The organism is Streptomyces sp. ISL-87, assembly GCF_018614095.1.
Lineage (GTDB): Bacteria > Actinomycetota > Actinomycetes > Streptomycetales > Streptomycetaceae > Streptomyces.
In genome coordinates this window covers 15,060-29,148 of record NZ_JAGGOY010000024.1, presented here as the reverse complement: position 1 = coordinate 29,148, position 14,089 = coordinate 15,060, and the positions used below count along the sequence as shown (strand labels likewise).

The following is a 14,089-nucleotide window of genomic DNA, read 5'->3' as shown; positions in this document are numbered from 1 at the left end:
GTGGTGTCCAACCGCCTCCCGCGCCCGCCGGCCGGCTCCACTGTCGATCGACCTGCGGTCAGTCGGCCTCCGGTCGACCCGTACGCAGTCGATCCGTCCGCGCCAGGAGCGGCCTCCCCACCCCGAGAGGAATCCCAAGATGTCCAAGAGAGCTGCGGCGACCCTGGTCGCCGGCGCGATGGTCGCCGTTCTGTCCGCCTGCGGTACCGGGAGCGGCGGCTCGACCGACGGCAAGGGCTCCGGCCACAAGCTCACCGTGGGCTTCTCGCAGGTCGGCGCGGAGAGCGGGTGGCGCACGGCCAACACCAAGTCCGTGCAGGACGCGGCCAAGAAGGCCGGGATCACGCTCAAGTTCTCCGATGCCCAGCAGAAGCAGGAGAACCAGATCAAGGCCATCCGCTCGTTCATCCAGCAGAAGGTGGACGTGATCGCCTTCTCGCCGGTGGTCGAGTCGGGCTGGGACACCGTACTCAAGGAGGCCAAGGCCGCCCACATCCCGGTCGTCCTGACGGACCGCGCGGTCGACTCCGAGGACGAGTCGCTCTATGCCACCTTCCTCGGTTCGGACTTCGTCGAGGAGGGCAAGAAGGCCGGCGACTGGCTGGTGAAGGAGTACCAGGGCAAGAGCGACGCGGTGAACATCGTGGAGTTGCAGGGCACCACCGGCTCCGCCCCCGCCAACGACCGCAAGTCCGGCTTCGCCGACGTCATCAAGACCGACGCCAAGTTCAAGATCACGGCCTCCCAGACCGGTGACTTCACACGCGCCAAGGGCAAGGAGGTCATGCAGGCCTTCCTGAAGTCCCAGCCGAAGATCGACGTGCTCTACGCGCACAACGACGACATGACCCTCGGCGCCATCCAGGCCATCGAGGAGGCCGGCAAGAAGCCCGGCACAGACATCAAGATCATCTCGGTGGACGGCGTCAAGGACGCCTTCACCGCGATGAGCCAGGGCAAGATCAACGTCCTCGTCGAGTGCAACCCCCTCCTCGGCGACCAGCTGATGGAGCTGGTCAAGAAGGTCGACGCCGGTGAGCAGGTGCCGCGCCGGATCAAGACCGAGGAGGGCGTCTTCACCCAGGACCAGGCTGCGGCCGCCCTGCCGAACCGCCAGTACTGACCGGCCCGGTGACCAGGGGCTGCTCGGCCCGCCCCGAGCCGGGCGCCCCGGGTCCCGACCATGAGAGGAGGGGCGGATGCCTGCGCACCACGAGCAGCGACCGGTCCTGGAAGTGCACGGGATCCGCAAGGAGTTCCCGGGCGTGGTGGCACTGGACGGGGTCGACTTCCGGCTCTTCCCCGGCGAAGTGCACGCGCTGATGGGTGAGAACGGCGCCGGCAAGTCCACCCTGATCAAGGTTCTCACCGGCGTCTACGAGCCGGACGGGGGCGAGGTCGTGCTGAACGGTCGGCCCGTGCGCATCGCCGGCCCGCCGCAGGCGCAGCAGGCCGGGATCAGCACGGTGTACCAAGAGGTGAACCTCTGTCCGAACCTGTCGGTGGCGGAGAACATCCTCATCGGCCGGGAACCGCGCCGGTTCGGCCTCATCCACTGGTCCGAGCTCCGCTCCCGTGCGGCACGCCTGGTCGCCGACCTCGATCTCGATATCGACGTCACCGCCCCGCTGAACAGCTACTCGATCGCCGTTCAGCAGTTGGTCGCGATCGTCCGCGCGATGGACGTCTCGGCCAAGGTGCTGATCCTGGACGAGCCGACCTCCAGCCTCGACCGCGACGAGGTGCGGCAACTCTTCACCGTGATACGCCGATTGCGCGGCCAGGGGGTGGCGATCCTCTTCGTCTCCCACTTCCTGGACCAGATCTACGAGATCTGCGACCGGATGACCATCCTGCGCAACGGCAGGCTGGAGGGCGAGTACGCGACTAGCGAGCTCAGCCAGGCCGACCTGGTCGCCCGCATGATCGGCGGTGAACTGGCGAGCCTGGAAGAGCTGTCGGGCCGCCACGAAACCGCCACCCGGACCAGCACCCAGACCGCCTCCCAGACCGGCACCACCCCGTTCCTGCGGGCCGAGGGCCTGGCTCGCAGCGGCGCGATCGAGCCGTACGACCTGGCCATCCGGCCCGGTGAAGTCGTCGGCCTGGCCGGCCTGTTGGGGTCAGGGCGGACGGAAGCGGCCCGCCTGCTGTTCGGCGCCGACCGCAGCACCCAGGGCTCGGTGCGGATCGAGGACGCCGCCGCCACGCTGCGCACCCCGGGCGCCGCGATCTCGTACGGGATCGCCTTCTGCTCGGAGGACCGTAAGAACGAGGGACTGGTCGGCGAGTTGACGGTGCGCGAGAACATCATCCTGGCCCTCCAGGCGGCCCGCGGCTGGGCGCGTCCGCTCCCCCGCGCCAAGCAGGACGAGATCGCGCTGCGCTGGATCCAATCGCTGGACATCCGCCCGGACAACCCCGAGGCGCTGGTGCGCGATCTCAGCGGAGGAAACCAGCAGAAGGTGCTGCTGGCACGCTGGCTGCTCACCGACCCGAAGCTGTTGATCCTGGACGAGCCGACCCGGGGCATCGACATCGGCGCCAAGGCCGAGATCCAGAAGCTGGTGGCCGAGTTGGCCCAGGAGGGCATGTCGGTGCTGTTCATCTCGGCCGAGCTGGAGGAAGTGCTGCGGCTCAGTCACCGGGTGGCCGTGCTGCGGGACCGCCGGCTGGTCGCCGAGCTGCCGAACGACGGCTCGCTCACCCCCGAGCGCATCATGGCGACGATCGCGAGCGGAGCCCGGTCATGACCAAGCACCGCCTCTTCTGGCCCGCCGTGGTGCTCGCGGCCCTGCTGCTGGCCAACGTGGTGTTCACTCCGGACTTCTTCGCCGTCCGGATCAAGGGCGGGCACCTGTACGGGAGTCTGATCGACATCCTGCACTTCGGCGCCCCACTGATCCTCGTGGCGCTGGGCATGACGCTGGTCATCGCGACCAGTGGCATCGACCTCTCGGTCGGCTCCACCGTCGCCATCGCGGGCGCGCTGGCCTGCCTCCACATCAGTGAGGCGGCCGACCCGGCGAGCCCCGGCACGGTGTTCGGTGCGGTTGCGATCGCGCTGGCGGTAGCCCTCGTCCTGGGGGTGGCCAACGGCGTACTGGTGGCCAGGGTCGGTGTCCAGCCGATCATCGCCACTCTCATCCTGATGGTGGCCGGGCGCGGCGTCGCCCAGCTGGTGACGGACGGCCAGATCGTCACCGTCACCAGTGAGCCCTACAAGCTGATCGGCGGCGGCTACTGGCTGACCATGCCGTTCGCGATCCTGCTCGCGGGCGCGGTCGTCCTGCTGACCTGGCTCCTGACCCGCCGTACCGCGCTCGGACTGCTGCTGGAGTCGGTCGGCGGCAACCCGGTGGCCAGCCGCCTGGTCGGCATCCGGGCGATGGGCCTGATCGGCCTGGTGTACGTGTTCAGCGCACTGTGCGCCGCGGTCGCGGGGCTCATGATCAGCTCGAACGTCTCCAGTGCGGACGGCAACAACGCCGGGCTCTGGATCGAGCTGGACGCCATCCTGGCCGTGGTGGTCGGCGGCACCTCACTGACCGGCGGGCGTTTCTCGCTCGGCGGTACGGTGATCGGCGCGCTGATCATCCAGACCCTGTCCACCACCGTCTACACCATCGGCATCCCACCGGAGACCACCTTGGTCTTCAAAGCCTTCGTGGTGATCGTGGTCTGCCTGATCCAGTCACCCGCCTTCCGGGCCAAGGCCGCCCGCCGGCGGGCCCGGTCCGGGCGCGGCACGAGTCCGCAGCCGGTGACGCCCGAGCACATGGAGGTGGGGGCGTGAGCGCGATCGCGGCGGCCCGTGGCCGCGCGTACATCCCACTGCTGGTCACGTCGGCCCTGCTGGTCTCGATGTTCGGCGCCGGTTCCGTCCAGTACGAGGGCTTCTTCTCCGGGCAGGTGCTGCTCAACCTGCTCATCGACAACGCCTTCCTGCTGGTGGTCGCGGTCGGGATGACCTTCGTGGTGCTGACCGGGGGGATCGACCTGTCGGTCGGCGCGATGGTCGCCCTGTCGACGATGATCTCGGCCTGGCTGGTGGAACAGCACGGCTGGCCGCCACTGCTGGTGATCCCGCTGGTCCTGGCGGTGGGGACGGGCGCCGGGCTCGCGATGGGGTGGGTGATCCACTCGTTCGAGATCCAGCCGTTCATCGTGACGCTCGCCGGGATGTTCCTGGCCCGCGGCCTCTGCTACACGATCAGCATCGACTCGATCTCCCTCACCGACCCGACCTATACGGCCTTCGCCCAGACGAGGATTCCACTGCCCGGTGACCTGTTCGTCTCGCCGAGCGTGCTGATCGCGGTGGCCGTGCTGGTGATCGCCTTCGTGGTCCTGCACCACACCCGGCTGGGCCGGAAGGTGTACGCGCTGGGCGGCAGCGAGCAATCGGCCCTGTTGATGGGCCTGCCGGTCCGGCGGACGAAGATCACCGTCTACGCGGTCAGCGGCTTCTGCTCGGCGCTCGGAGGGGTGCTGCTGACCTTCTACATGCTCTCCGGCTACGGGCTGCACGCGGTGGGCCTGGAGCTGGACGCCATCGCCGCCGTGGTGATCGGCGGGACGCTGCTGACCGGAGGCTCGGGGTACCTGCTCGGCACCGCGCTGGGAGTGCTGGTACTGGGCCTGATCCAGACCGTCATCAGCTTCCAGGGCACGCTCAGCTCGTGGTGGACCAGGATCGTGGTCGGCGCCCTGCTGTTCGCCTTCATCCTGCTCCAGCGTCTGATCGCCGGCCGCCGGAAGGTCTGATTCCCTGGCGGGCGGCACGCCCTTGACATGCCAATTGTTAACGCTAACAATCACCCGACGGTGCCCTGCGGCGCCCCTTCGCCCTCCTGGGGCTCCGTACGAAGGATGTGAAGTGACCGTGACTCCTCCCACCCAGACCACGGAGAGCTATGTCGTCGGTGTCGACTTCGGCACTCTCTCCGGCCGGGCCGTGGTGGTCCGCGTACGCGACGGTGAGGAGCTCGCCGCCGCCGTCCACGCGTACCCGCACGGCGTCATCGAGCACGAACTCCCCACCACCGGCCGGCCCCTGCCGCCCGACTGGGCCCTCCAGCACCCCGATGACTGGCGCGAGGTGCTGCGTACCGCCGTCCCCGCCGCAGTGGCCGCGAGCGGCATAGACCCGGCCGCCGTCATCGGCATCGCCACCGACTTCACCGCCTGCACCGTCCTCCCCGTACGGGCCGACGGCACCCCGCTCGCCGAGACCGCCCTGGGCGTGCGCCCGCACGCCTGGCCCAAGCTCTGGAAGCACCACGCCGCCCAGAGCCAGGCCGACCGGATCAACCACCTCGCCCACCAGCGCGGCGAGAAGTGGATCTCCCGGTACGGCGGCAGGATCTCCGCCGAGTGGCAGTACGCCAAGGCGCTCCAAGTGCTGGAGGAGGACCCGGCGACCTACGCCGCCACCGAGCGCTGGATCGAGGCCGCCGACTGGATCGTCTGGCAGCTCGCAGGCGTCGAGACCCGCAACACCTGCACGGCGGGATACAAGGGCATCCACCAGGACGGCCAGTACCCCAGCGAGGACTACCTCGCCGCCCTGCACCCCGGCTTCGCCGACTTCGCGCGTACCCGGCTGGAGCATCCGCTGTCGCCGCTGGGCACGCGGGCCGGCTCCCTCACCGCCGAGGCGGCCGCCTGGACGGGACTGCCCGAGGGCATCGCCGTCGCCGCCGGCAACGTCGACGCCCACGTGGCGGCCCCCGCCGCCCAGGCCGTCGAGAACGGGCAGCTCCTCGCCATCATGGGCACTTCCACCTGCCACGTCGTGAACGGCCCCGTCCTCGCCGACGTCCCCGGCATCTGCGGAGTCGTCGACGGCGGCATCGTCGAGGGCGCCTACGGGTACGAGGCGGGGCAGAGCGCGGTCGGTGACATCTTCGCCTGGTGGCTGCGCCAGGGCGTGCCGGCCGACTACCGGGGCGAGGCCGCGGCCACCGGCGAGGACCTGCACCAGCTGCTGTCCCGCAAGATCGCCGACCAGCCCGTCGGCGGCCACGGCCTGGTCGCCCTCGACTGGATGAACGGCAACCGCTCCACCCTGGTCGACCACCACCTCTCCGGCGTCATCGTCGGCCTCACCCTCGCCACCCGCCCCGAGGAGATCTACCGAGCCCTGCTGGAGGCCACCGCCTTCGGCACCCGCACCATCGTCGACGCCCTGGAGCAGGGCGGCGTCCCCGTCACCGAGTTCATCGTGACCGGCGGGCTGAAGAAGAACCCCCTGCTCATGCAGATCTACGCCGATGTGCTGCGCCGCCCCGTCTCCCTCGCCGAGTCCGCCCAGGGCCCGGCCCTCGGCTCGGCCATCCACGCCGCCGTCGCCGCCGGAGCCCACCCGGACGTACGCACCGCGACCGCGGCCATGGGCCGGGTACGGCGCGGCGCCTACCAGCCGGACACCGCGCGCGCCGACGCGTACGACTCCCTCTACTCCGAGTACCGCGCCCTGCACGACCACTTCGGCACCGGGCCCGACAAGCTCCTCCACCGTCTTCGCGCCATCCGCAACGCGGCGCTCACCGCCCGGCACGCCGACCCGGAGGCCGCCCCGGTCGCGGCCCAGAAGAGCGAGGTCTGACCATGAGTTCACCGATCGATCTGCTGCGCCGCCAGGTCAGCGACCTCCACCAGGAGCTGGTCCGCTACGACCTCGTCGTCTGGACGGCCGGCAACGTCTCGGCCCGCGTCCCCGGCGAGGACCTGCTGGTGATCAAGCCGAGCGGCGTCTCGTACGACGAGCTGACGCCCGGGAACATGATCCTTTGCGACCTGGACGGCAAGGTCGTCGAGGGCGACCAGTCCCCGTCCTCGGACACCGCCGCGCACGCCTACGTCTACCGCCACATGCCCGAGGTCGGCGGAGTGGTCCACACCCACTCGACGTACGCGAGCGCCTGGGCCGCGCGCGCTGAGGCGGTGCCCTGCGTACTGACCGCCATGGCCGACGAGTTCGGCGCCGAGATCCCCGTCGGCCCGTTCGCCCTGATCGGCGACGACTCCATCGGCCGGGGCATCGTCGAGACCCTCCGGGGCCACCGCTCGCCGGCCGTCCTGATGAAGAGCCACGGCGTCTTCACCATCGGCAAGGACGCCAGGGCCGCCGTCAAGGCCGCCGTGATGTGCGAGGACGTCGCCCGCACCGTCCACATCTCCCGCCAGCTCGGCGAGCCCCTGCCGATAGCGCAGGACGACATCGACCGCCTCAACCACCGCTACCAGAACGTGTACGGCCAGCAGCCCGCTGCCCGCTAAGGAGACACACGCCCCCATGAAGGCACTGAAGGCACTAGAGGGCCGCGAAGTCTGGTTCCTGACAGGCAGTCAGGGACTGTACGGCGAAGAGACCTTGCGTCAGGTCGCCGAGCAGTCCCGCCGGATCGCCGACGCACTCGGCGACTGCGACATCCCGGTGAACATCGTCTGGAAGCCCGTACTCACCGACGCCGGCGCGATCCGGCGGGTCTGCCTCGACGCCAACGCCGACGACGCCTGCATCGGCCTGATCGCCTGGATGCACACCTTCTCCCCGGCGAAGATGTGGATCGCGGGCCTGGACGCACTGCGCAAGCCGCTGCTCCACCTGCACACCCAGGCCAACGTCGCACTGCCATGGGCGTCGATCGACATGGACTTCATGAACCTGAACCAAGCGGCCCACGGGGACCGCGAGTTCGGCTACATTCAGTCCCGGATCGGCGTCGCCCGCAAGACCGTCGCCGGACACGTCAGCGACCCCTCGGTCGCCGCCCGGATCGCCTCCTGGGCCCGGGCCGCGGCCGGCCGCGCCGAGCTGCGGAGCCTCAGGCTGGCGCGCTTCGGCGACAACATGCGCGACGTCGCCGTGACCGAGGGCGACAAGGTCGAGGCCCAGCTCCGCTTCGGCGTCTCGGTCAACACCTACGGCGTCAACGACCTGGTCGAGGCCGTCGACGCGGCCACCGACGCCGACGTGACCGAACTGGTCAAGGAGTACGAGGACACCTACCGCCTCGCGCCCGAGCTCCGCGCGGACGGGGACCGGCACGACTCACTGCGCTACGCCGCGCGGATCGAACTCGGCCTGCGCGGCTTCCTGGCGGACGGCGGCTTCAACGCCTTCACGACCAACTTCGAAGACCTCGGCGGCCTTCGCCAGCTGCCCGGCCTGGCGGTACAGCGGCTGATGGCCGACGGCTACGGGTTCGGCGGCGAGGGCGACTGGAAGACCTCCGTCCTGCTGCGCACGCTCAAGGTGATGTCCGCCGGGCTGCCGGGGGGCACGTCCTTCATGGAGGACTACACCTACCACCTGGAGCCGGGGCGGGAGTTGATCCTCGGCGCGCACATGCTGGAGGTCTGCCCGACCATCGCATCGGACGTGCCGTCCTGCGAGGTCCACCCGTTGGGCATCGGCGGCCGCGAGGACCCGGTCCGCCTCGTCTTCGACGCCCGGACCGGTCCCGCGGTCGTCGTCGGGCTCGCCGACATGGGCGACCGGTTCCGCCTCGTGGCCAACGAGATCGACGTGGTCGAGCCCGTCGAGCCGCTGCCCAACCTCCCCGTCGCGCGGGCGGTCTGGCAGCCGCGACCGAACCTGCGCACCTCGACCGAGGCCTGGCTGACCGCCGGCGCGCCCCACCACACCGTGCTGTCCAGCGCGATCGGGTCCGAGGAGCTGGGTGACCTCGCCGACATCCTCGCCACCGAGCTGCTGGTCATCGACGCGGACACCACGATCCGTCAGTTCACCAAGGAGATCCGCTGGAACCAGGCGTACCACCGGCTGGCCCAGGGCTTCTGACGCCATCCATTTGACGGGCGGCGTCCGGGCTGTCGCCGCCGCAGGCGCCGCCCTCCCCGTCCCCCGAATCGGAGTGACGCAAAGCCATGACCGACGCGCCCACCCGCCTCGACGGCGGATCGCTGACGATCCGCCGTGAGCCGTACGCGACCCTCCCGGACGGGCGAGTCGTCGACCGCTGGGTCTTCGGCGCCGAGCGCGCCGTCACGGCGGAGTGCTCAGCCTCGGTGCCCGGCTCCAGGCTCTGTACGCCCCGGACCGGGACGGGCAGCGCGCCGACATCGTGCTGGGCGTGGCGGGCGTGGCGGACATGCTCGGCGAGGCGAAGTACTTCGGGGCCACGATCGGGCGCTACGCGAACCGCATCGCGGGCGGTGAACTGCCCGTCGACGGAGCCGTCCACCGGCTCCTGACCCAAGCGAACGGCAACACCCTGCACGGCGGCCCCGAAGGCTTCGACGCGCGCGTCTGGGACGCCACCGAGATACGCGAGCCGGACCGCGTCGGCGTCCGCCTCACACTGCACAGCCCGGACGGCGACCAGGGCTTCCCCGGCGGACTGAGCCTCAGCGTGACCTACCTGCTGGACGGCGCCGGATCGCTCACCGTCGCGTACGCGGCCACCACCGACGCGCCCACGGTGGTCAACCTGACCAACCACGCCTACTTCAACCTGGCCGGCGAGGGCAGCGGGTCGATCCTCGACCACGTACTCCAGATCCGGGCGGACCAGTACACGCCCGTGGACGGCCAGCTGATCCCGTACGGCCCGCACTTCCCGGTCGAGGGCACCCCGTTCGACCTCACCGAGCCGCGCGAGGTGGGCGAGCGGATCACGGCCGGCCACCCGCAGCTGCGACTGGCCGGCGGCGGCTTCGACCACAACTGGGTGCTCCGCCCGCACCCAGGCGTGGGCCCCCGCCCGGTGGCGGTGCTGCGGCACCCGGCGAGCGGGCGGCGGCTGGAGTGCCTGACCACCGAGCCCGGTCTGCAGATCTACACCGGGCAGCTCTTCGACGGCTCGGTGACGGGCCCCGGCGGGGCAGCCTACGGAGCCTTCGCCGGCATCGCGCTGGAGACCCAGCACTTCCCCGACTCCCCGCACCACCCCGCTTACCGTTCCTAAGGACTGAGCGGGAGTGAGTCCTGTTGCCAGGACCTGTGCTCAGCCGCGTGCCCCGGACGGTCTTGGGCACACTGGTTCCCCGCGTTCGCTCCGCATCCGGTCCCGGCGGATCGTGTCCGCGGTCCGGGGATGTGGGGGCGGGGTTCCTCACGTCCAAGGGTTTCCGGTCGGGCCTGGACGGTCCGATGCCCACGACGATCGCTCTGGTCGTCGTGGGGCGGTGCCGTCCGTCGCCTGATCGGGTGCCCTTGGGCGCGCCTGCCGATCGCGATGCTCGCGGCATCGTGACGGGTGGTCTTACGGTTCTTGCTGGTGAGGTGCTTTTGCCAGTGCTGGGCTCCCCACTTGGAGGTGTAGGCCGGGTCCACGGCGATGATGGCGATGCAGGTCTGGTCGGCCATGGAGGTCAGGCGAGCGCGCAGCTTCCCGGTGGGGATGCCGGAGATCAGCTGCCGGAAGCGCTTCTTGCGGCCGTGCTTCTCGCGGGTCTTCTCCGCGGCGAAGTCCAGGTCTTCGACCGCGATCGCTGTGACGCCGCAGGTCTTGGCCCAGTGCAGCAGCCCGGTCAGGGCATGGCGGACCTGGGCGTCGCGGTGGCCGGCGGTGCCGGTGAGGTCGAAGTGGAAGCGGCGCGGTGCACCGGTCGGGTTGCCGTGCCGGTCGAGGCGCCAGGCGGCGAGGTGGTCGGCGTTGGTGTCGACGCCGATCACACCGTGCGCGAGGGCCGATTCGATCGGGATGCTCTGGGTGGGCGGGTATTGCCAGGAGGCGGTCAGGTACCAGCGGTCCCGACCGGTGTCGTAGTGGATGCGGTAGGCGACGGCCCGGTTGGCTTCCACACGGTCGGCCCACTCCGCGCCCCGATGGGGGAAGCTGGAGGCGGACGTCACCAACCTGGCGGACTCGCAGTTCCGCACCGTGCCCGGGCTGTCCGGCAGCGGCACCGTCTCGCTGGAGTCCGCCAACTTCCCCGGCTACTACCTGCACAGCAGGAACGGCGCGGTCTGGGTCGAGAGGAACGACGGCACGACCGCCTTCAAGGACAGTGCCAGCTTCTACCAGCGCGCCGGCCTCGCGGACCCGGCGGGCGTCTCCTACGAGTCGTACGGCACGGCGGGCCAGTACCTTCTGCACTACGACTTCCAGCTCGACGTACAGCCCGTCGGCACGACCCTGGCCAAGGGCGACGCCACCTTCCACCAGCAGTGACAACCGGGTCCGGCCGCACCCCCGCGGGGCGCGGCCGGACCCGGGCGGAACAGGCTCAGGAACCGGCCTTGCGCTTGTTGTAGACGTCGAATCCGACCGCGGCCAGCAGCACCAGGCCCTTGATGACCTGCTGGTAGTCGGTGCCGATGCCGACCAGCGACATGCCGTTGTTGAGCACGCCGAGCACCAGGCCGCCGATGATGGCGCCGAGCACGGTGCCGACGCCGCCGGAGGCCGAGGCGCCACCGATGAACGCGGCGGCGATCGCCTCCAGTTCGAAGTTGATGCCGGCCTGCGGCGTGCCCGCGTTGAGGCGCGCCGCGAAGACCATGCCGGCCAGCGCGGCCAGCACGCCCATGTTGACGAAGGCGAGGAAGACGACCCGCTTGCTCTTGACGCCGGACAGCTTCGCCGCGGCCTCGTTGCCGCCGATCGCGTAGGTGTGGCGGCCCAGGACGGAGTTGCGCATGAGGTAGCCGAAGGCGACCAGCAGCACGCCCAGGATCAGCAGCACGATCGGGAAGCCGTGGTAGCTCGCCAGCAGCAGGGTGAACACCAGCACCGCGGCGGCGACGGCGCCCAGCTTGGCCAGGAAGAAGCCCAGCGGGAGCAGCTCCAGGCCGTAGCGGGCGGCCTGCCGGCGGCCCCTGACCTCCTGGAGGACGGCCACCACGAGCACGGCGAGCCCCAGCAGCAGGGTGAGGTTGTGGTAGTCGGTCCGCGGGCCGACCTCCGGGAGGAAGCCGCTGCTGATCTCCTGGAAGCCCTTGGGGAAGGGCGCCACCGACTGGCCCTGCAACACGATCTGCGTCCCGCCGCGGAACAGCAGCATGCCGGCCAGCGTGACGATGAAGGACGGGATGCCGACGTACGCGATCCAGAACCCCTGCCAGGCACCGGCGGCCGCGCCGATCAGCAGGGCGGCGGCCAGCGCGAGCGGCCACGGCACGTCGTGCCTGACCATCATCACGGCCGCGGCGGCGCCGACGAAGGCGGCCAGCGAGCCGACGGAGAGGTCGATGTGCCCGGCGATGATCACGATCATCATGCCGATGGCCAGGATCAGGATGTAGCTGTTCTGCTGGATCAGATTCGTGACGTTGAGCGGCTGGAGCAGGATGCCGTCGGTCCATATCTGGAACACCGCGACGATCAGCGCCAGCGCGACCAGCATGCCGTACTGGCGTATGTTGCCGCGCAGCGCCCGCACCAGCAGGGGGCCGACGCCGCCACGGCCTCCGGGCTTGGCGGGCAGGGCCGTCTTGAGGTCCGTGCTGCCCGGAGTGTCCGTGGTGTCCGTGGTCTCTGTCTGGGCCATGCCTTACACCTGCTCGTTCTCGGTCGCAGCGCTCACGGTCATGAGGCGCATGAGTGATTCCTGGGTCGCGTCCCCGCGGTCAACCTCACCGGTGAGCCGGCCCTCGGTCATCGTGTAGATGCGGTCGCACATGCCGAGCAGCTCGGGGAGTTCGGAGGAGATGATCAGAACTGCCTTACCCTCGGCCGCGAGTTCGGCGATCACCGTGTAGATCTCGGCCTTGGCGCCGATGTCGATGCCCCGGGTGGGTTCGTCGAGGATCAGTACGTCGGGCTCGGAGAAGATCCACTTGCTGAGGACGACCTTCTGCTGGTTGCCTCCGCTGAGTTTCCCGGTCTCCGCGAACACCGAGGGCGCCTTGATGTTCATGGTCGTGCGGAAGGACTCGGCGACTCGGGTCTCCTCGTGCTCGTTGACCCAGCCGCGCCGTGCGACCTTGCCGAGCGCGCTCAGCGAGATGTTGCGGCTGATGTCGTCCATAAGGTTCAGTCCGAGGTGTTTGCGGTCCTCGGTGACGTACGCGATGCCGTGGCCGATCGCCTCCGGGACGGTGCGGGTGCGGATCTCCTTGCCGTCCAGCAGGACCCGGCCCCCCGCATAGCGCCCGTACGAGCGGCCGAAGACGCTCATCGCGAGCTCGGTGCGGCCCGCCCCCATCAGGCCGGCGATACCGACGATCTCGCCGCGCCGCACCTCCAGCGACACGCCGTCGACGACCTTGCGCTGATGGTCGATCGGATGGTGGACGGTCCATTCCTCGACGGCGAAGGCGACCTCGCCCACCTCGGGGGTGCGCTCCGGGTAGCGGTGCTCCAGATCGCGGCCGACCATGCCCCGGATGATCCGGTCCTCGGAGATGCCCTGGGCGTCGACCGCGATGGTCTCGATGGTCCGGCCGTCGCGCAGGATGGTGACGGAGTCGGCGACCTGGGCGATCTCGCCCAGCTTGTGCGAGATGAGGATGCAGGAGATCCCCTGGGCCTTGAGCTCCAGGATGAGGTCGAGCAGCTTGCGGCTGTCCTCGCCGTTCAGGGCGGCCGTGGGCTCGTCCAGGATCAGCAGCTTGACCTCCTTGGCGAGCGCCTTGGCGATCTCGATCAGCTGCTGCTTGCCCACGCCGATGTCGGCGACCCGCGTGTGCGGGCTCTCGTCCAGGCCGACCCGCCGCAGCAGCGACTTGGCGTGGGTGAGCGTCTTGTTCCAGCTGATGACGCCGCGGGTGGCGTGCTCGTTGCCGAGGAAGATGTTCTCGGCGATGGAGAGGTACGGCACCAGGGCGAGCTCCTGGTGGATGATCACGATGCCGCGTTGTTCGCTGGCCCGGATGTCCTTGAAGGCGCAGGGCTCGCCCTGGAAGAGGATCTCACCCTCGTAGGAGCCGTGCGGGTGGACCCCGCTGAGCACCTTCATCAGGGTGGACTTTCCGGCGCCGTTCTCACCGCAGACGGCGTGGACCTCTCCGGGGGCGACGCTCAGGTTGACGTCGGAGAGCGCTTTGACACCGGGGAAGGACTTGCTGATCGAACGCATCTCGAGGACGGGTCCGGCCATGATGGTGCATCCGTTCGACAGGGGCGGTACGGGCGGGGGCCTGTCAGGTCGGCCTCCCCGCCCGCACGCGCCC

General features: G+C 69.9%; 11 protein-coding genes and 1 pseudogene. 9 read left to right on the top strand and 3 right to left on the bottom strand.

The annotated features are described in order from the left end of the window. Positions 1-139: 139 nt before the first annotated feature. The 8 genes from J7I97_RS09070 (at position 140) to J7I97_RS09035 (ending at position 9,938) form a co-directional block, all read left to right on the top strand. Positions 140-1,123 carry an ABC transporter substrate-binding protein gene (locus J7I97_RS09070; protein WP_214932590.1) on the top strand — a complete coding sequence of 328 codons (984 nt, stop codon included), beginning with the start codon at positions 140-142 and terminating at the stop codon, positions 1,121-1,123. A gap of 76 nt (positions 1,124-1,199) precedes the next feature. Continuing rightward, on the top strand, positions 1,200-2,753 hold the full coding sequence (locus J7I97_RS09065) for a sugar ABC transporter ATP-binding protein (protein ID WP_214932588.1): 1,554 nt from the start codon (positions 1,200-1,202) through the stop codon (positions 2,751-2,753). Continuing rightward, the gene (locus tag J7I97_RS09060) at positions 2,750-3,796 is read left to right on the top strand and encodes an ABC transporter permease (RefSeq protein ID WP_214932586.1); all 1,047 of its coding nucleotides are present in this window, start codon (positions 2,750-2,752) and stop codon (positions 3,794-3,796) included. The genes J7I97_RS09065 and J7I97_RS09060 overlap by 4 nt, the downstream gene beginning before the upstream one ends. Then, positions 3,793-4,767: a galactofuranose ABC transporter, permease protein YjfF gene (gene yjfF, locus J7I97_RS09055; protein ID WP_214932584.1), complete on the top strand. Its 975-nt coding sequence runs from the start codon at positions 3,793-3,795 to the stop codon at positions 4,765-4,767. Before J7I97_RS09060 ends, yjfF begins: the two co-directional genes overlap by 4 nt. Before the next feature lie 112 nt (positions 4,768-4,879). After that, complete coding sequence (locus J7I97_RS09050; RefSeq protein ID WP_214932582.1) at positions 4,880-6,610, top strand: ribulokinase; 1,731 nt, start codon at positions 4,880-4,882, stop codon at positions 6,608-6,610. 2 nt (positions 6,611-6,612) lie between these two features. After that, positions 6,613-7,284 (top strand): L-ribulose-5-phosphate 4-epimerase, encoded by a 672-nt coding sequence (locus J7I97_RS09045; protein ID WP_214932580.1) that lies wholly within the window; start codon positions 6,613-6,615, stop codon positions 7,282-7,284. A gap of 16 nt (positions 7,285-7,300) precedes the next feature. Beyond that, positions 7,301-8,812: an L-arabinose isomerase gene (araA, locus tag J7I97_RS09040; RefSeq protein WP_214932578.1), complete on the top strand. Its 1,512-nt coding sequence runs from the start codon at positions 7,301-7,303 to the stop codon at positions 8,810-8,812. Between the two features lie 214 nt (positions 8,813-9,026). Continuing rightward, on the top strand, positions 9,027-9,938 hold the full coding sequence (locus J7I97_RS09035) for an aldose epimerase family protein (RefSeq protein WP_308369377.1): 912 nt from the start codon (positions 9,027-9,029) through the stop codon (positions 9,936-9,938). Here the strand turns inward: J7I97_RS09035 and J7I97_RS09030 are convergent. Further along, positions 9,935-10,810, bottom strand: a pseudogene (locus J7I97_RS09030) (IS200/IS605 family accessory protein TnpB-related protein); the annotation flags it as partial. The gene J7I97_RS09035 and the pseudogene J7I97_RS09030 sit on opposite strands and share 4 nt — an antisense overlap. A gap of 46 nt (positions 10,811-10,856) precedes the next feature. Here J7I97_RS09030 and J7I97_RS09025 point away from each other — a divergent pair. After that, on the top strand, positions 10,857-11,147 hold the full coding sequence (locus J7I97_RS09025; protein WP_308369378.1) for an AbfB domain-containing protein: 291 nt from the start codon (positions 10,857-10,859) through the stop codon (positions 11,145-11,147). Positions 11,148-11,202: 55 nt separating this feature from the next. On the opposite strand, the gene mmsB is transcribed toward J7I97_RS09025, so the two are convergent. Continuing rightward, positions 11,203-12,465, bottom strand: coding sequence for a multiple monosaccharide ABC transporter permease (gene mmsB / locus J7I97_RS09020; RefSeq protein WP_214932574.1), 1,263 nt, complete (start codon positions 12,463-12,465; stop codon positions 11,203-11,205). Positions 12,466-12,468: 3 nt separating this feature from the next. Continuing rightward, positions 12,469-14,016, bottom strand: coding sequence for a multiple monosaccharide ABC transporter ATP-binding protein (gene mmsA / locus J7I97_RS09015; protein ID WP_214932572.1), 1,548 nt, complete (start codon positions 14,014-14,016; stop codon positions 12,469-12,471). Positions 14,017-14,089: the final 73 nt, after the last annotated feature.

Excerpts from the sequence above, each read along its gene's own strand:
- J7I97_RS09070 (WP_214932590.1), top strand. The coding sequence starts at position 140 with ATGTCCAAGAGAGCTGCGGCGACCCTGGTCGCCGGCGCGATGGTCGCC.
- J7I97_RS09065 (WP_214932588.1), top strand. The coding sequence starts at position 1,200 with ATGCCTGCGCACCACGAGCAGCGACCGGTCCTGGAAGTGCACGGGATC.
- J7I97_RS09060 (WP_214932586.1), top strand. The coding sequence starts at position 2,750 with ATGACCAAGCACCGCCTCTTCTGGCCCGCCGTGGTGCTCGCGGCCCTG.
- J7I97_RS09045 (WP_214932580.1), top strand. The coding sequence starts at position 6,613 with ATGAGTTCACCGATCGATCTGCTGCGCCGCCAGGTCAGCGACCTCCAC.
- araA (WP_214932578.1), top strand. The coding sequence starts at position 7,301 with ATGAAGGCACTGAAGGCACTAGAGGGCCGCGAAGTCTGGTTCCTGACA.
- mmsB (WP_214932574.1), bottom strand. The coding sequence starts at position 12,465 with ATGGCCCAGACAGAGACCACGGACACCACGGACACTCCGGGCAGCACG.
- mmsA (WP_214932572.1), bottom strand. The coding sequence starts at position 14,016 with ATGGCCGGACCCGTCCTCGAGATGCGTTCGATCAGCAAGTCCTTCCCC.